We start from the raw sequence: 16,995 nt of genomic DNA, 5'->3' as shown, positions 1-16,995 counted from the left end.
TCGGGGTTTCACCCCCGCAAGAGTAGGACGCCGCCATGCTTTCGTATCTATTTCTTCTTAAGAACATGAAGTTATGAGCATGTTCAGGATTTAGATTTTTAATATTACCGCGGGGTGGAGCAGTCTGGTAGCTCGTCGGGCTCATAACCCGAAGGTCGCAGGTTCAAATCCTGTCCCCGCAACCAAATTTTTATTTTCTTACTACGTCGATTAAACATCATTGTTAGAAAATAATAGTAGTGCTTTGGTGCAACCAATTTTTTTCTTACTACATATATAGTAGAGAATCACTTCAAAATGGTCCGGTAGTTCAGTTGGTTAGAATGCCTGCCTGTCACGCAGGAGGTCGCGGGTTCGAGTCCCGTCCGGACCGCCATTTTTTTAAAATGGATTACATATTCAATTGTTTACACAGCCTTAGGAATTTTCCTAAGGCTTTTCTAATGGACTTTTTTATCATTTAAGGCTTTGTACAGTAGGGTCAGTCTATGTCTAGCTTTACTGCCCAGCATCTAGTATGCTTCTGCTCATAACTCATCTGATAAAAAGAGATAAGGTAGAATTTTTCTTTTTCGCCTTGTTTTTGCTATGATATAGATTAGCATAATGGATTTTAAACGGAAGTTGGTGTTACGTATGAGCTCCAATTATACGATTCGTACCCAATCCCCTGAAGAGACAGCTAGCTTTGCAGAAAAACTTGCTTCCTTCTTACATGCTGGTGATGTTCTTACTCTAGAAGGAGATTTGGGTGCTGGTAAGACAACCTTTACGAAAGGGTTGGCCAAAGGGTTAGGTGTAAAACGAACCGTGAACAGTCCTACCTTTACGATTGTAAAAGAATATGAGGGTCGTCTGCCTCTTTATCACTTAGATGTTTATCGCTTAGAGGATAGTGATGAAGATATAGGTTTTGATGAATATTTTCATGGTGATGGGGTGTCTGTTGTGGAATGGGCACATTTTATAGCACCTTATCTGCCAACTCGTCGTTTGGATATTCGACTATCTTATAATGGAGAAACGGAACGTAAAATAGAATTGTCTCCGCTTGGAGAAGACTTTGAACGTGTTTGTGAGGAGTTAATGAAATGAATGTACTTGCCATAGATACTTCTAATCAGGCGTTAGGAGTTGCTTTAGTTAGAGAGAACGAGGTAATAGCGGAATACAGTACAAATGTGAAGCGAAATCATTCCGTACAGTTAATGCCAGCTATTGATCATTTGATGAAGGAAACCAATATGACTCCCCAGGACTTGGACCGCATTGCTGTAGCAAATGGACCTGGATCTTTTACTGGGGTTCGTATTGGTTTAACGACTGCGAAAACATTGGCATGGTCTCTTAGTATTCCTGTTGTAGCAATCTCGAGCTTAGAAGTTATTGCACGTAATGGACATTTCTTTGATGGATATGTTTGTCCTTTCTTTGATGCAAGAAGGGGAATGGTATATACGAGCTTATATGCTTCAGAGAATGGGGACCTAGTGCCAGTGGAAGATGAGGTAAATATGCTTTTGACTGATTGGATAGAGCGTGTCCGTAGTTATGAAAAACCAATTTTATTCTTAAGTAGTCAATTATCCATTCATCAACCTGTCATCAAAGAGCAACTTGGTAACCAGGCAGTTTGTCCACAGGATTTACCGGTGCATTTACCTCGTGCTGGAGAAATTGCGAAGCTTGCCATCTCTCGTGAACCTAGTTCTGTTCATGAGCTTACTCCTAATTACTTACGACTAGCAGAAGCTGAATCGAAATGGCTTGCTGCTCAACAGGAGAAGCAGAAAGATGAGTAATGCAATTGTACGGAGAATGGTCGATGAGGATATTGATAGTATTTTAACAATCGAGGAACAATGCTTCGCGACGCCATGGACTCGTGATGCATTTGATCATGAACTTCATGATAATCCTTATGCTTTATATTATGTAATTGAGATAGAAGGTACGATTATTGGATACTGTGGGTTGTGGTTAATTATTGATGAAGCTCATGTAACCAATATAGCCATCTTGCCTAGTTACCGTGGAAAACGCTTAGGTAATGCTTTGTTTAACGCCGTTTTGACACATGCAAGACAATTAGGTGCCATTCAACTTTCATTAGAAGTTCGAGTATCAAATGTTGTAGCACAAAAGATGTATCGTAGATTTGGGTTGATTCCAGGTGGGATTCGAAAAAATTATTATACGGATAATCATGAAGATGCTTTAGTAATGTGGGTGAAATTATAATGGAAAAAACAGCTCAATATGTATTAGGAATTGAAACAAGCTGTGATGAAACAGCTGTAGCAATTGTGAAAGATGGCAAAGAGCTTATTGCAAATGTCGTCGCTTCGCAAATTGAAAGCCATAAACGCTTTGGAGGCGTTGTTCCCGAGATTGCTTCTAGACATCACGTGGAGCAAGTTACGATGGTGTTGGAGGAAACACTTAACCAGGCGAATATGAGTATGGACGATATAGATGCGATAGCAGTTACAGAAGGTCCAGGACTCGTTGGAGCACTACTAGTAGGTGTAAATGCAGCGAAGGCGTTGGCATTTGCTCATCAGAAGCCATTGGTAGGAGTTCACCATATTGCAGGCCATATTTATGCCAATCGATTGGAACAGGAATTTGAATTTCCACTACTGTCCCTGGTCGTTTCAGGAGGGCATACAGAGCTTATCCTAATGGAGGAGCATGGATCTTTCGACGTTATAGGTGAAACACGTGATGATGCTGCAGGGGAAGCGTATGATAAAGTGGCGCGTACGTTAAAGCTACCTTATCCAGGAGGACCTCATATTGATCAGCTTGCCCATCAAGGGGAAGCTACGATTGACTTTCCTCGCTCCTGGCTAGGGGAAGGATCATTTGATTTTAGTTTTAGTGGTTTAAAATCTTCTGTTATTAATACGCTTCATAATGCAAAGCAAAAAGGGATTACCTATAAGGATGAAGATATTGCAGCGAGCTTTCAGGCAAGTGTGGTGGATGTACTGGCTACGAAAACCTATAAAGCTGCCAAACAATATAATGTCAATCAGGTGATTGTAGCTGGTGGTGTAGCAGCCAATAAAGGCCTTCGTGAACGCTTGAATGATCAATTCAGCGAGGAAGAAGGGATGAGTCTGCTAATCCCTCCATTATCTTTATGTACAGACAATGCAGCGATGATTGCTGCTGCTGGTAGTATTGCTTATGAGCAAGGTCACCGAGCAGGATGGGACCTTAATGGGAATCCTTCTTTAACGTTAGAGAAGTATGCTAGAAGAAGCACAGCTACAAACTAGATGAATGAAGATGCTGTTACTTTTGAAGTAACAGCATTTCTATTTGTACGTGGAAAAATGAAATAATCTTTGCTTGTGTATAACGTATGAAGCTAAAGAGATTATGCCTATATCCAACTCTAGCGCCAAGCTATTAATACAGTCTTGCTAACCGGGCGCCCTGAGCTTTTGCTTTTATCTAGGAAATTATAAAGTTCAATGCTTGAGTATACTGAAAAAGAGATGCGCCACGTCCAGCTCCAGCGCCCAGCGACTAGCAAACTTCCTGCACCTCCTTACGATAAGTCAACATCGAATCACTCATGTTTTCGTGTTGCCTTTATCTCCTACGGAATCAGGGGAAGTTCTGGGTTGAAGGAGGTTCGATTAAAATCGCTGCATCATGCAGCAACATCGAACTGACCTACGTCCTGTAGGCCCACATCACGTAGCAACATCGAACCAACCCACGTCGTGTGGGCCGGCTAAACGGGCGCTTACGCTTTTGCTTTTATGCATAGGATAAACGGCTTATGGGGGATAAGTTTTCAACAGGTTGTTCACAGATGTGTGGATAAGAATTTGTAGAGTTTTGTCATTGTGAGGTTGTGGATGTGTACAGAAATTGTGGATAAGTCTGTTGATAAATGTGGATAATGTGTATAAACCTGTGAAAAACCCACTATTTCAAAGATTAGTTGTGTAAAAAGTGGTGGATAACTTGTGTGTATTCACTTTTATCGCGATAAATCGACAATACATGCGCTTTCATGGGTATAAGTGTGCATATTCATCCACAATTGCATTCATGACAAATAAATCACCCTAGCCCATGATGTGGACTAGGGTGTGGATATTATTCCTCTTCTTGAAGCTGCTCCCATTCTTCCATGAGCGCTTCAATCTTTTGCTTGCACGTGTTGTTCTCTTCTGTCAGCTCGAGGGATTTCTCATGGTCTTGATAAATATCAGGCTGACATAATAAATCATCATTTTCTTCAATCTTCGCTTCGTGTTCCACAATTTCTGCTTCGATTTCTTCGATTCGTCGTTGTCGTTTTCTTGCTTCACGTTTTTGGGCTTTGTCTTGTTCATAGTCTAGTTTGTTATCAGATGTGGATTCTTGTAAATCTGGATTGGATTGTTGCTCAAACTCAGCAATTTCTTGTTCCTCTTGTTTCTTCTCTACATAATAATCGTAATTTCCGAGATAAAGGGTTGTGGAATCTCCTTGCATCTCTAAAATTTGCGAAGCGATTTTGTTGATAAAATAACGGTCGTGAGAAACGAAAAGAATGGTACCTGGATAATCCATTAATGCAGATTCCAATACTTCTTTACTATCTAAATCTAAGTGGTTGGTTGGCTCGTCTAATACAAGAACGTTAGACTTTTCTAGCATTAACTTTGCTAGCGCTAATCGTGCCTTTTCGCCACCACTAAGAGAGTTTACCGATTTTAGTACGTCTTCACCTGTGAATAAGAAATTACCAAGCACGGTGCGAACATCTTTCTCATCCATGTTAGGGTACTCATCCCATAATTCATGTAGCACTTCTTTGTTCGACTGAAGCCTGGCTTGTTCCTGGTCGTAGTATCCTATCTGTACGTTTGCGCCGTACTGTATCGTACCATCATTGGCTTGGAAGAAATCGGTGATCGTTTTGAGCAATGTTGTTTTTCCTACGCCGTTTGGGCCAACAAGCGCAAGCCGATCCAGGCGATTTACATCAAAGGTAACATTGGAGAAGACAGGCTTATTCATATCGTCATATTGGAATGTAAGGTCTCTAACCTTTAATACGTCATTCCCACTACGACGATTGATATCAAAAGAGAACTTAGCAGACTTCTCATCACCCGCCGGTTTTTCGACTGTCTCCATCTTTTCTAACTGTTTACGTTTGCTTTGAGCACGTTTTGTTGTAGATGCTCTGGCAATGTTCTTTTGAATGAAATCTTCCATTCGTTTCACTTCAGCTTGATGTCTCTCGTATCGCTTTAAGTCGCGCTCATAGTTGGCAGCTTTTTGATCAAGGTAGTTGCTGTAGTTTCCGAGGAATTTCTCAGAGGAATGGCGAGATATCTCATAAACAACATTCACGACTTTATCTAAAAAGTAGCGGTCGTGGGAAACGATAACGACGGCCCCTTCATACCCTTGTAGATATTGCTCTAACCAGTTTAGCGTATCAATATCTAAATGGTTGGTAGGCTCGTCCAGGATTAGAATATCAGGTTTGGATAAAAGTAGCTTACCTAGTGCTAACCTTGTTTTCTGACCACCACTTAGCGTTTCGATCTTGGTATTTAAATCGAACTCCTTGAATTGGAGGCCGTTTAAGACAGCTTTAATATCTGCTTCGTAATGATAGCCGCCCTCATTTTTGAAACGCAATTGTTTTTCATCGTAATCTTTTAATAGCTTTTGATAACGAGTTTGATCTTCTATTAGATCTGGATCAGCCATTTGCTGTTCCATTGTGCGTAATTCTTGTTCCATTTCACGGAGATGGGCGAAAACGTTAATCATTTCATCCCAAATCGTTTTATCCGATTCAAGGCCAGTGTGTTGTTCCAAGTAGCCTAATGTAGCTTCTTTAGGTTTATGGAGTTCTCCACCTTCATATGGAAGTTCTCCTGCCATTATTTTTAGTAGGGTCGATTTACCCGCACCATTTCGACCGACAATGGCAATCCGATCATTGGTGTGTACTTCTAATTTAATATTAGATAAAATAAGATCAGCGCCATAACGTTTTGTTATATTATTGGCTTGCAATAAAATCATGATCGTTCACCTCAATGAGTTAAGTGTATCTTATGCTTGGCGTTAGAAGCAAGATGATCGCTTTCATCATGCATGTCAGAATAATATACGATGAGGATCTTTTTTGGTACAATTTAGTGCATATAATAGATATAAATAATAGGCTACTTCGATCTTATCGAATGGAGTCTGTGCTTGTCACGAGGTAAAGACTGGGCGAGTGAGCTTTTTTAATAGAAAAGATCTAAGGCATCTTATCATCAAGTTGATTCTCCCCGCCTGCGCTCTTGGTATAAGGAGGTATTGATATGAGTGAGTTTACTCATTTTAATGAGCAAGGTCGTGCACATATGGTAGATATATCAGAGAAACAGGATAGTGTTCGTACTGCCATTGCATGTAGCAGTGTTTTGGTCGACGAAGAAATATTTCATGCCATTACAGAAAACAAACTAGAAAAAGGCGACGTATTGGGCGTAGCTCAGGTGGCTGGCATTATGGCAGCCAAAAACACTTCGAATTGGATACCTATGTGCCATCCATTGTCGTTAAAAGGAATCGACGTTTCGTTTGAATGGTCAGAGGAATCGAGAGGTCATCGTTTAACAATCCAAGCGAAGGTGAAAACAAAAGGGAGTACCGGCGTGGAAATGGAGGCGCTAACATCTGCGTCTGCCACGGCATTAACCGTATATGATATGTGTAAAGCACTTAATAAAGGAATGATTATTGGGGAAACGTACTTACTAGAAAAGACAGGTGGCAAATCTGGCGATTATCATAGATCGGCCGAAGACAAGGGGGAGGACTCATGGAAATAGATCAACATAAAATACCCCAGGCCACAGCCAAAAGGCTTCCACTATACTATCGGTTTATCAACAACTTACATAGTCAAGGGAAGCAACGAGTTTCTTCTAAAGAGTTGAGTGAAGCTGTCAAAGTAGACTCTGCTACCATCCGAAGAGATTTCTCCTATTTTGGTGCACTTGGGAAAAAGGGATACGGCTATAACGTGAATTACTTAGTAACGTTCTTCCGTAAAACATTAGATCAAGATGAAACAACGAAAGTAGCCCTAATAGGTGTCGGGAACCTTGGTACAGCATTCCTACACTATAATTTCACGAAAAATAATAATACAAAAATTGAAATGGCTTTTGATGCTAATGCTGAGAAAATAGGCAATGATATAGGAGGCGTCCCTGTCTATCATATTGATGAAGTAGAGGAACGCTTAAACGAGGATGTTTCTGTCGCGATTCTAACCGTGCCAGCACAAGCTGCCCAGGGAATAGCCGATCGTATGATTGAAGCGGGGGTAGTTGGGATTCTGAATTTCACGCCAGCACGAATCAATGTCCCAGCCCATGTACGGGTTCATCATATTGACTTAGCAGTAGAACTGCAAGCACTAGTTTACTTCCTGAAGCATTATCCAATGGATGAAGAAGAAGTGGAAGAGCCTGAAGAAGAATAATGTTTCACCAAAAGCTCGCATTTTGCGAGTTTTTTTGTTTGTTTAGCGAAAAAGAGCCTATTCATACTTTTCATAAGAATAAGCAATTGGGTAAACATTATATTATCTTTCCTATTTGAGCATATGGTATAGTAGAAAAATACTTCGAGTAGCGAAATAAAAGAGGAAGGGGGATACAATGAGTAGACTTCCAAAGAAATGGCTTGTTGTGGTCTCGGTTCTATTTGGAACCTTTACGGTCATTTTAAATAATAGTATGTTGAATCCTACATTGCCACGTTTCATTAAGATTTTTGATTCTGACGCGGTAAGTGTTGGTTGGATGCTAACCATCTTTATGGTAGCGATGGGGATGACCATGCCCCTGACTGGTTTTCTAGGAGACCGTTTTGGTAAAAAGAAAGTATATATTAGTGGACTTATTATATTTATGGTGGGTTCCATTTCAGGATCCTTATCGCCTAGTCTAGGCCTAGTTATCTTATCTCGTGCCATACAGGGAATAGCAGGTGGATTAATGATGCCCATTGCCATGGCGTTGATTTTTAATGCCTTTCCGAAGAATGAACGGGGACTCGCTGTAGGTGTCTACGGTGTAGCAGCTATGGTAGCTCCAGCAATAGGGCCTACGGTAGGTGGTGTGATTATTCAATACTTTGCCTGGCCGTTCCTGTTCTTATTTAACATTCCATTTGGTATTATAGGGATCATTTTATCCACGAAATTTCTAAAAGAAACAGAAAAGAATCCAGAACTCAAATTTGATTATATCGGATTTCTTCTCGTTACGATTGGTGTTGGGAGTGTCCTATACGCTCTTGGAAGAGGAAAAACACTAGAGGCATTAACGCAGTGGAGTAACATTGCTCTCATTGTAGGCGGTATAGTAGCGATTATTGCCTTTGTCCGCTTTGAAGATAAACAACAACAGCCGTTACTAAATCTTTCGGTGTTTAAGGTGCCTACCTATGCTATATCCACAATTGTAACAGGTTCCGCATCGATTGGATTATTCTCGGGAATCTTTTTACTACCGTTGTTGATTCAAGAAGTATATGGATTAAGTGAAGTGCTAACAGGATTATTATTCCTACCAGCAGCAGCTGCGAGTGGCATCTTTATGTCAGTAGGGGGACGCATATTGGACAAAAAAGGTCCAAAATGGGTCATTCCGATTGGCTTGCTTATACTGGCAAGTGCTACGACGGGATTAGGCTTCATTGGCTTATCTACCCCTTATTGGGTCATCTTAGCCCTCAATGCTGTCCGAGGCATGGGGTTAGGGTTCAGCAACATGCCAGCTACGACAGCAGGGATGAATGCTATTCCAGAACACCTCGTTGCCCAAGGCTCTGCCATGAACAACGTGCTACGACAGATAGCGTCCTCATTAGGCATTGTTTTCTTCTCTGTTTACTATGAAACAAGACGAGCACAAATTGCCGCTGGTCAGCCCAATATGACGGAAGCTACGCTACAAACGTTAAATGAGGCTTTCCTGGTTTCCACTGTGTTAGTGTTAATCGCCTTACCATTCTCCTTCTTTATGAAAGGTGTGCAAGATGATGAAGAAGAGGAAGAAGCAAAAGAAGCGCAATGACTGTGATGGTCATTGCGCTTTTTGTATGATGGCGTGGTTGGTATAAATGGTTTTGCGAATATATGGCGGTAATGGCGAATATCTTTAGTATTTCGCGAATATTTCAGGAATAACGCGAATAAACCATGAATTTTTGCGAATATCCTATCCCTTGGTATATGAAGAAAAAAAGACAGCCCCCTTTTGTTGAAGAGAGTCTGTCTAATCTGTTTATTTCTTTGAGTTTTTCATCTTAAAGTGCAATGTTACTAAACGGATGCATACTGCAAAATCAAATGTAGCAACGATGACTAGTAAAATCGTGATGAAATTCCAGATCGTCCCGTCTACACTTTGAATCGCAATATACGTGAAGATACCTCCCATAATGAAATAGAGGAAGGCCATCAAAAGAGGTGACGTTCGCATAAAGGATTTAGCCTCCAATAATTGTTTGAGCTTGTTCTAATTGCTTTTCCCATTGCTCAATTTGCTCTGGATCAATGGTAAATTGAATCAGTACTACAATTAAGTTCATTGCCATATGAGCAATGATTGGTACGATAATTCTCTTAGTTTGTACATATAAAAAGGCAAATACTAAGCCCATTGCAGTATATTTTATGGTGTGCATCAAATCCATGTGCACGACAGCAAAAATTAACGAAGAAATTAGTGCTGCAATAATGAAGTTAGTTTTCTTGTATATGGAGCCAAATAAAATCTTCCTGAATAAAAGTTCTTCAAGAATTGGCGCTAAGACTGTAATGATTATAATGAAGATTGGCATGCTTTTGGCGAAATTCATTAATTGTTGCGTGTTTTCTGATGCCTGAGGGATGCCAAGCCCCATTTCAATGAGTCCAGCTATAATTTGTGCTACATAGGCCAAAATGATACCTAATAAACTCCAGCCTAAAAGTTTACTTATTGGTAAATCTTTTCTTGTGAGGGAGGTTTCTTTCATATCAGGTCGAAGTAGTAATAGGATAATAATTAGAGCTGATGGAAAACTGATTAAATTCCATGTCACGATAAGTTGGCTTTTCTGATCGTCTGTAAGATTCTGAAGGTCGAAACCCCAGATTGCTCCAAGGAACGGAACCCCTACGAAACCAGAAAGTTGCATAAGTATATAGGTTAACATGACATACCAATATCGTCTTGGCAAAATACAACGACTCCTTTACACACACATTTCTTTCATTCTACGTATTGTAACACAAATTTAGACGAACTATTAAACGTTAGCACTCCGATTCTATAGAAAAAATAAAGAGGAAATTTTTATGGAAAAAATACATCTTTTTACTTGCAAATTTCTGAACAATTCATTATTATAATAAATGTGTTAGCACTCACACACAGAGAGTGCTAATAAATCAGATAACATGAGAAATCATATTGAAGACTAATGAGGAGGGTGTCTGATTTGTTAAAGCCATTAGGTGATCGTGTTGTAATTGAGGTTATTGAACAAGAAGAGACGACGGCAAGCGGGATTGTGCTTCCGGACTCTGCGAAAGAAAAGCCTCAAGAAGGTAAAGTTGTTGCTGTAGGTTCAGGCCGTGTAACTGACAATGGAGAAAAGGTTGCACTAGAGGTTTCTGAAAACGACCACATCATCTTTTCGAAATTTGCCGGCACAGATGTGAAATTCGAAGGCAAAGAATACTTAATTCTGCGTGAAAATGATATTTTAGCAGTACTTTCTTAATAAACTTAGACTGCTGCTTTTAGGGAGGAAAATGGGATAAGCCCATTCTCTACATAGCACAGCGAAATCGATAAATGAATATACGAAATACCTTACATTTCAAGGAGGTTATTTTTCATGGCTAAAGATATTAAATTTAGTGAAGAAGCGCGCCGTTCCATGCTACGTGGTGTGGACCGTCTGGCAGACGCTGTTAAAGTAACATTAGGACCAAAAGGACGTAATGTTGTTCTTGAGAAAAAATACGGTTCTCCCCTTATCACAAACGACGGTGTAACCATTGCGAAGGAAATTGAATTAGAAGACCACTTCGAGAATATGGGTGCTCAGCTTGTATCCGAAGTTGCTTCTAAGACAAACGAAATCGCTGGTGACGGTACAACAACTGCAACCGTACTAGCGCAAGCAATGATTACAGAAGGTCTTAAAAACGTAGCTTCTGGTGCAAATCCAGTTGGCGTACGTCGTGGTATTGAAAAAGCGACAGAGGTTGCGATTGAAGAGCTTAAGAAAATCTCTAAGCCTATCGAAGGCAAAGAGTCTATCTCTCAAGTAGCATCTATCTCTTCTTCTGACGAAGAAGTAGGTCAGCTTATCGCTGAAGCAATGGAGCGCGTTGGTAACGATGGCGTTATCACAATTGAAGAGTCTAAAGGCTTCAACACAGAAATGGAAGTAGTGGAAGGTATGCAGTTCGACCGCGGATATGCATCTCCTTACATGGTTTCTGACCAAGACAAGATGGAAGCGGTTCTAGAGAACCCATACATCCTAATTACAGATAAGAAGATCACAAACATTCAAGAAGTACTTCCAGTTCTTGAGCAAGTGGTACAGCAAAGCCGTCCACTGCTAATGATCTCTGAAGATGTTGAAGGCGAAGCACTTGCAACACTAGTTGTGAACAAACTTCGTGGTACATTCAACGCTGTATCTGTTAAAGCACCAGGATTCGGCGATCGTCGTAAAGCAATGCTAGAAGACATCGCGACAATCACTGGCGGTCAAGTTATCACAGAAGATCTTGGCCTAGAGCTTAAGAACACTACAATGGACCAATTAGGTCGTGCGAATAAAGTTGTTGTTACAAAAGATGATACAACAATCGTAGAAGGTGCAGGCACTGCTGAAACAATCGGCAACCGTGTAAATCAACTACGTTCTCAATTAGAAGAAACAACTTCTGAGTTCGATAAAGAAAAACTACAAGAGCGTCTTGCGAAGCTAGCTGGTGGCGTAGCAGTAATCAAAGTTGGTGCAGCTACAGAAACGGAGCTTAAAGAACGTAAACTACGTATCGAAGACGCACTAAACTCTACTCGTGCAGCAGTAGAAGAAGGTATTGTAGCTGGTGGTGGTACAGCACTAGTGAACATCTACAACCACGTAGCTTCTCTAGAACTATCTGATGACGAAGCAACTGGTGCGAAAATCCTTCTACGTGCACTAGAAGAGCCAGTACGTCAAATCGCTCACAACGCTGGTATGGAAGGATCCGTTATCATCGAGCGCCTTAAAGGCGAACAAGTTGGCGTCGGATTCAACGCAGCAACTGGCGAATGGGTGAACATGATCGAAGCAGGTATCGTTGACCCTACAAAAGTAACACGTTCCGCACTACAAAACGCATCATCCGTTGCGGCTATGTTCCTTACTACAGAAGCAGTAGTAGCTGACAAGCCAGGCGAAGATGACAACGGTGGCGGCATGCCAGACATGGGTGGCATGGGCGGAATGGGCGGCATGATGTAATACTTGGACCCCAGTCCAAATACCAACATCCCCATTCTTAACTAATAAAGCGATCAATCCAATTGTGGGTTGATCGCTTTTTTTATATTTATAAAAAAGATATTAATAAAATTCATATAAGTCTTGAAATGTTTCCTATCTTAACTTCCCTTAAGGTAGTGTGGGGTTGGACATACTATATATAACTTTTTATGTAAATTCTGTATAACAAAGCTACTATACCTCTTTTTAAACCTCATTTCAGATTAAGTGAGACCTTATTTTTTAAACCTGTAGGTGATATTCTATAAGTAGAAGAGGTGTTATATATGATTAGTGGAAGAATGATTCAAATCATGAAGTACTTAGAGGGGAAAGATGAGTCAAGTATTCGGGAATTAAGTCAGGAACTGGACTTCAGTGAACGGAAAATCCGCTACGATATAGACAACATTAATAGGCATTTAGAGACAAAGGGGTTAAAAGGGATTAGAAAGGAAAGTAAAGGGAGATTAGTTATTCCAGAAGACCTAACTTATAAAAATCTACAAGAGGAAGAAGAGTACTTTTTTAGCCAAGAGGAGCGAACTAGTATTATTTCCTTTCTTATCTTTTTTAATATCGAGCGCCTAAATTTGAATCAATTAACAGAGACGTTTAAAGTTTCTAGGACGACATTAAAAAATGATTTATCTATGCTCGAGTCTGATATGAAGAAAAAAGGAATTATTATTGAGTATGATCGAGGCTATAAGTTGATTGGAAATGAGACAAATATACTAAATGAGCGAGTGAGATTGTTCAGGGAGTATATAGAGTACTTTGATTCAGGTGAAGAGTTCTCTGATAGCTACTATCGTTTCTTATTAAACGAGATAAAGAAAGCGCTTAATCAAGTTGATTTGTTTGAAATAAACGATTGGACGAAAACATTCTTAAAGCAGATTGGCTGGGTGTTAAATGATGATTCGTATTATTGGTATTTAGCGAATATTTTTGTATTTACCTGGTATCTAAAAAATAAGGTAGACAACCCGCTTAAAGGTACGAATCTTATGTTTGGACCTTCGTTTGATATGAAAATTATCGAAGATTTAGAAGAGATTATACAATATAAATTAAATGAAGATGAATTAGAAGTACTAGTAGGTTTTGTATTCTTTACAAGTAAATATGCGAGCTTAAATGAAGAGCTAGACTTGATTACAACAGAAACAACAGTGAAAGAACTTATCTCTAATATGTCTGCTCGGTTAGAAATTCCGTTTGATCAAGATCCTATTCTTTATAAAGGGTTGCTGAATCATGTTGCTCCGTTATTACAACGCCTTCGTAGTAATGTGCAAATTTATGATGACGTGTTTAATGTAATCCCGGATGAGTATGAATACATTAGAGAAGAAGTGAGAAATTCAGTAAATGGCATTGAACTGCTGAATAAGATTAAAAATGAAAATGAACTAATACTATTAGCGATTCATTTTCTAGCAAGTACACAGCGAACCACCACATCACAATATAAAAATGTTTTGCTCGTATGTGGATTAGGATATGGTGCAATCACGATGATAAAGGACAAGCTAAATAGTACCTATCAAATAAATTATGTAGAAACGATTCCATTATATATGCTGAATGAATTCACTGATTGGGTTAATGTCGATTTAATTATTACGACATCAAAATTACACATAGATATCGATAAGCCAATTGTCCAGATTAATGCTGTCATGACGGAATCAGATTTTAAAAATTTAGAAAGTGCAGGATTACAAAAAAAGAATATCCTTACGAATTATTTCTCGATTAATAGAAGATTAGATTTCTTGGATGGGGAGACGAAAACAAAGGTAATGGATGTTATTAAAGAGGAGCTTGGTTATTCTCATGTTCGTATTCCAGAAAAATTATCCTTAAGTGATTTAATTGGAATCGATGCTATTCGGATAATCAATCAAGGCATGGAGTGGAAGGAAGCCATTAAATTAGGCGGTAAGATTTTGTCTGAAAATGGCTTTATAGATGATGCATATACGGATAACATCATAAAGATTCAGGATCAACTAGGATTTTATTCGGTGAAGGATCAGGAATTTGCCCTCTTACATGGGAATGATAGCAAGTTAGTAAAAGTAAGTAGTGTTAGCCTGTTAATCTGTAAAGAATCCATTTCCTTTGGCGATAAACAAGCGAAGGTAATCTTTTTATTAGCAAGCAAAGATAAAAAAGAACAAATCCCGGCTGTTACCGAACTTACCAAAATGACGTACCATACTGATTTTATTACCCAACTAGAACGAGCAGAAAATCCGATGGAGGCTAATCAGATTATAAGAGAGTATGAAAAGAAGATTAAATAATGAATGATGGAGATCAGGGACAATATGTTCCTGGTCTTTTTTTGATAAAAACGCCTCTACACAAACTCCCCCATTAATCTAAGTAGTATAAGGGATAACTTTTTGTAAAAAAATATTTCGAATTATTTGAATTGTTGAAGCGCTTTCACAGCATTTATGCTTAAGACATAGAAAAAACAACTTAATTTTTTATTAATACACGGAACATTAAGAGGGGGATAACAATGGACAAAACAAGTTTCGTAGATTTTCAAGTTGTCTCGAACATCAGTGGGACGAAAAAAGAAGAGGTGATTGAAACCTTAGTTAACAACCTAGATGAAAATAATTATCTAGCAAGCAAGGAAGTTTTCTTGCAAGACGTACTAGAAAGAGAAAACACGCTTCCTACTTATATAGGCTATGAAATTGGATTGCCTCACAGTCAAAGTGAAGGGGTGAATTATTCAAGTGTAACGATTGGTAGATTAGAAGAGGAGATTAAGTGGACAGAGGAGGGTGAGGAAGTTAATACTGTTTTTCTCATAGCTGTACCAAACAACAATGAAGACAATTTACATTTGAAGATCCTTTCTAAACTATCCAGATTGCTGATGCACGAAGAATTTAGAAATGAAGTGAGAAACTTAGATGAAAATGCTTTGATTGCTACACTTAATGAAAAAGTTAAGGGGGAACTAGAATGAACGCTCTTAAAAATTTACAAAAGCACTTAATGACCTCTACTTCTTATATGATTCCTTTCGTTGTAGCTGGCGGTATTCTATTCGCCATATCCGTCATGTTAAGCGGTGAGGCTGCTGTCCCGGATTCAGGATGGTTAGCGAAATTGAATCAAATTGGCGCTGCTGGTTTAACTCTATTTATCCCGATTTTGGGTGGGTATATTGCCTTCAGTATGGCGGATAAACCAGGTTTAGCTCCTGGTATGATAGGTGCTTACTTAGCTAATGAGATTGGCGCTGGTTTCATAGGAGGAATTATCGCTGGGTTTCTAGCAGGTTATGTAGTGAATGTATTAAAGAAAATCAAATTATCTCCATCTTTTAGGACAATTGGAACAATTTTTATTTACCCACTAGGTGGAACATTCATTGTAGGCTTTATCATTGTCTTTTTAATTGGCGAACCTATTGCAGTATTTATGGAATGGATGACAACTACTCTAAATAGCATGTCAGGAGCGGCCAAGGTCCCATTAGGAGGTATTTTAGGATCGATGATTGCTTTTGATATGGGTGGTCCAGTAAACAAAGTTGCTGCAACATTCGCGCAAACGCAAGTAGATACACTCCCATTCTTAATGGGTGGAGTTGGGGTAGCCATTTGCGTACCACCAATTGGTTTAGGGTTAGCTACTCTATTCTTTCCAAAGAAATTTACTAGTGTGGAGAAAGACTCAGGTATTGCTGCTCTCTTGATGGGAGGGGTAGGAATCACAGAAGGTGCCATTCCATTCGCGACAGCCGATCCGTTAAAGGTTATCCCATCACTTATGGCAGGTTCCGTAGTCGGTAATATTTCCGCATTCTTGTTCGGGGCACTAAACCATGCTCCATGGGGAGGACTTATTGTATTACCGGTTGTTGAAGGTCGGTTCGGTTATCTTGTCTCCGTATTGTTAGGAGCATGCACAACTGCTGTTGCATTATGGGTGCTAAAGAAAGATGCAGTACAAGAAGAATCGTCTACTAATGAAGAAACTGAAGAAGAGGATCTTGATGACTTAGAGATTACTATTGATCAACTATAAAAAGAAGGGGAGTTTAACATTATGCAAATTGTAGCGGTAACATCTTGTCCAAGTGGGGTTGCTCACACGTATATGAGCGCAGAATCTTTAGAGCTATCTGCAAAAAATTTAGGAGTTAACATGAAGGTGGAAACACAAGGTACTTCTGGTATAGAGAATCGCTTAGATTCAAGTGAGATTCAAGCTGCTGATTATGTGGTTTTAACCAATGATGTAGAGATTAGAGAGATGGAAAGATTTAAAGGGAAGAAAGTTGTAAAAATGAGTGTTGCTGACATCATTAAGAAATCGGACGCTCTATTGAAAAAGTTAAAAGCTACATCTGAATAAAATATTTTA

The 16,995-nt window shown here is 39.4% G+C and carries 16 protein-coding genes and 2 tRNA genes; 15 read left to right on the top strand and 3 right to left on the bottom strand.

Annotation, left to right across the window (positions count from 1 at the left end; translation table 11 throughout):
• The first annotated feature begins 108 nt into the window (after positions 1 to 108).
• The 6 genes from N782_RS10565 (at position 109) to tsaD (ending at position 3,287) form a co-directional block, all read left to right on the top strand.
• A tRNA-Met gene (locus N782_RS10565) sits at positions 109 to 185 on the top strand.
• 114 nt (positions 186 to 299) lie between these two features.
• Positions 300 to 376: transfer RNA gene (locus tag N782_RS10560), tRNA-Asp, on the top strand.
• A 260-nt stretch (positions 377 to 636) separates the two neighbouring features.
• Complete coding sequence (tsaE, locus tag N782_RS10555) at positions 637 to 1,095, top strand: tRNA (adenosine(37)-N6)-threonylcarbamoyltransferase complex ATPase subunit type 1 TsaE (protein WP_036819354.1); 459 nt, start codon at positions 637 to 639, stop codon at positions 1,093 to 1,095.
• Complete coding sequence (tsaB, locus tag N782_RS10550; RefSeq protein ID WP_036819352.1) at positions 1,092 to 1,802, top strand: tRNA (adenosine(37)-N6)-threonylcarbamoyltransferase complex dimerization subunit type 1 TsaB; 711 nt, start codon at positions 1,092 to 1,094, stop codon at positions 1,800 to 1,802. The genes tsaE and tsaB overlap by 4 nt, the downstream gene beginning before the upstream one ends.
• Positions 1,795 to 2,241 (top strand): ribosomal protein S18-alanine N-acetyltransferase, encoded by a 447-nt coding sequence (gene rimI / locus N782_RS10545; protein WP_036819349.1) that lies wholly within the window; start codon positions 1,795 to 1,797, stop codon positions 2,239 to 2,241. Before tsaB ends, rimI begins: the two co-directional genes overlap by 8 nt.
• On the top strand, positions 2,241 to 3,287 hold the full coding sequence (gene tsaD, locus N782_RS10540; RefSeq protein WP_036819348.1) for a tRNA (adenosine(37)-N6)-threonylcarbamoyltransferase complex transferase subunit TsaD: 1,047 nt from the start codon (positions 2,241 to 2,243) through the stop codon (positions 3,285 to 3,287). The genes rimI and tsaD overlap by 1 nt, the downstream gene beginning before the upstream one ends.
• Before the next feature lie 835 nt (positions 3,288 to 4,122).
• Here tsaD and N782_RS10535 read toward each other — a convergent pair.
• Positions 4,123 to 6,057 (bottom strand): ABC-F family ATP-binding cassette domain-containing protein, encoded by a 1,935-nt coding sequence (locus N782_RS10535; RefSeq protein ID WP_036819346.1) that lies wholly within the window; start codon positions 6,055 to 6,057, stop codon positions 4,123 to 4,125.
• A 287-nt stretch (positions 6,058 to 6,344) separates the two neighbouring features.
• Between N782_RS10535 and moaC the strand changes: the two genes are divergently transcribed.
• The 3 genes from moaC to N782_RS10520 all read left to right on the top strand — a co-directional run bounded on the left by moaC (position 6,345) and on the right by N782_RS10520 (position 9,116).
• Positions 6,345 to 6,857, top strand: a complete 513-nt coding sequence (moaC, locus tag N782_RS10530; RefSeq protein ID WP_036819344.1) for a cyclic pyranopterin monophosphate synthase MoaC — start codon at positions 6,345 to 6,347, stop codon at positions 6,855 to 6,857.
• Entirely contained in the window at positions 6,854 to 7,516 is a 663-nt protein-coding gene (locus N782_RS10525) for a redox-sensing transcriptional repressor Rex (protein WP_036819362.1), read from the top strand. Before moaC ends, N782_RS10525 begins: the two co-directional genes overlap by 4 nt.
• 178 nt (positions 7,517 to 7,694) lie before the next feature.
• Positions 7,695 to 9,116 carry an MDR family MFS transporter gene (locus tag N782_RS10520; protein ID WP_036819342.1) on the top strand — a complete coding sequence of 474 codons (1,422 nt, stop codon included), beginning with the start codon at positions 7,695 to 7,697 and terminating at the stop codon, positions 9,114 to 9,116.
• A 210-nt stretch (positions 9,117 to 9,326) separates the two neighbouring features.
• On the opposite strand, the gene N782_RS10515 is transcribed toward N782_RS10520, so the two are convergent.
• Both N782_RS10515 and N782_RS10510 read right to left on the bottom strand, forming a co-directional pair.
• Entirely contained in the window at positions 9,327 to 9,524 is a 198-nt protein-coding gene (locus tag N782_RS10515; RefSeq protein ID WP_036819341.1) for a YdiK family protein, read from the bottom strand.
• 7 nt (positions 9,525 to 9,531) lie between these two features.
• A complete protein-coding gene (locus tag N782_RS10510) occupies positions 9,532 to 10,266 on the bottom strand; it encodes a CPBP family intramembrane glutamic endopeptidase (protein ID WP_036819340.1) in 735 nt (244 codons plus the stop codon).
• Positions 10,267 to 10,527: 261 nt separating this feature from the next.
• Between N782_RS10510 and groES the strand changes: the two genes are divergently transcribed.
• The 6 genes from groES (at position 10,528) to N782_RS10480 (ending at position 16,986) form a co-directional block, all read left to right on the top strand.
• On the top strand, positions 10,528 to 10,812 hold the full coding sequence (groES, locus tag N782_RS10505; protein WP_036819338.1) for a co-chaperone GroES: 285 nt from the start codon (positions 10,528 to 10,530) through the stop codon (positions 10,810 to 10,812).
• 117 nt (positions 10,813 to 10,929) lie between these two features.
• Positions 10,930 to 12,564, top strand: coding sequence for a chaperonin GroEL (gene groL / locus N782_RS10500; protein ID WP_036819336.1), 1,635 nt, complete (start codon positions 10,930 to 10,932; stop codon positions 12,562 to 12,564).
• Positions 12,565 to 12,872: 308 nt separating this feature from the next.
• Positions 12,873 to 14,903, top strand: coding sequence for a BglG family transcription antiterminator (locus tag N782_RS10495; RefSeq protein ID WP_036819334.1), 2,031 nt, complete (start codon positions 12,873 to 12,875; stop codon positions 14,901 to 14,903).
• Between the two features lie 224 nt (positions 14,904 to 15,127).
• Positions 15,128 to 15,589, top strand: coding sequence for a PTS sugar transporter subunit IIA (locus tag N782_RS10490; protein ID WP_036819333.1), 462 nt, complete (start codon positions 15,128 to 15,130; stop codon positions 15,587 to 15,589).
• Positions 15,586 to 16,656 carry a PTS fructose transporter subunit EIIC gene (locus tag N782_RS10485; protein ID WP_036819332.1) on the top strand — a complete coding sequence of 357 codons (1,071 nt, stop codon included), beginning with the start codon at positions 15,586 to 15,588 and terminating at the stop codon, positions 16,654 to 16,656. Before N782_RS10490 ends, N782_RS10485 begins: the two co-directional genes overlap by 4 nt.
• 21 nt (positions 16,657 to 16,677) lie before the next feature.
• A complete protein-coding gene (locus N782_RS10480) occupies positions 16,678 to 16,986 on the top strand; it encodes a PTS fructose-like transporter subunit IIB (protein WP_036819330.1) in 309 nt (102 codons plus the stop codon).
• The last annotated feature ends 9 nt before the right edge of the window (positions 16,987 to 16,995 follow it).

The organism is Pontibacillus yanchengensis Y32, assembly GCF_000770635.1.
GTDB lineage: Bacteria > Bacillota > Bacilli > Bacillales > BH030062 > Pontibacillus > Pontibacillus yanchengensis.
The sequence above is the reverse complement of the archived record's forward strand: the minus strand, read 5'-3'. Positions and strand labels throughout refer to the sequence as shown.

Excerpts from the sequence above, each read along its gene's own strand:
- tsaE (WP_036819354.1), top strand. The coding sequence starts at position 637 with ATGAGCTCCAATTATACGATTCGTACCCAATCCCCTGAAGAGACAGCT.
- tsaB (WP_036819352.1), top strand. The coding sequence starts at position 1,092 with ATGAATGTACTTGCCATAGATACTTCTAATCAGGCGTTAGGAGTTGCT.
- rimI (WP_036819349.1), top strand. The coding sequence starts at position 1,795 with ATGAGTAATGCAATTGTACGGAGAATGGTCGATGAGGATATTGATAGT.
- tsaD (WP_036819348.1), top strand. The coding sequence starts at position 2,241 with ATGGAAAAAACAGCTCAATATGTATTAGGAATTGAAACAAGCTGTGAT.
- N782_RS10535 (WP_036819346.1), bottom strand. The coding sequence starts at position 6,057 with ATGATTTTATTGCAAGCCAATAATATAACAAAACGTTATGGCGCTGAT.
- moaC (WP_036819344.1), top strand. The coding sequence starts at position 6,345 with ATGAGTGAGTTTACTCATTTTAATGAGCAAGGTCGTGCACATATGGTA.
- N782_RS10520 (WP_036819342.1), top strand. The coding sequence starts at position 7,695 with ATGAGTAGACTTCCAAAGAAATGGCTTGTTGTGGTCTCGGTTCTATTT.
- N782_RS10515 (WP_036819341.1), bottom strand. The coding sequence starts at position 9,524 with ATGCGAACGTCACCTCTTTTGATGGCCTTCCTCTATTTCATTATGGGA.
- groL (WP_036819336.1), top strand. The coding sequence starts at position 10,930 with ATGGCTAAAGATATTAAATTTAGTGAAGAAGCGCGCCGTTCCATGCTA.
- N782_RS10495 (WP_036819334.1), top strand. The coding sequence starts at position 12,873 with ATGATTAGTGGAAGAATGATTCAAATCATGAAGTACTTAGAGGGGAAA.
- N782_RS10490 (WP_036819333.1), top strand. The coding sequence starts at position 15,128 with ATGGACAAAACAAGTTTCGTAGATTTTCAAGTTGTCTCGAACATCAGT.
- N782_RS10485 (WP_036819332.1), top strand. The coding sequence starts at position 15,586 with ATGAACGCTCTTAAAAATTTACAAAAGCACTTAATGACCTCTACTTCT.
- N782_RS10480 (WP_036819330.1), top strand. The coding sequence starts at position 16,678 with ATGCAAATTGTAGCGGTAACATCTTGTCCAAGTGGGGTTGCTCACACG.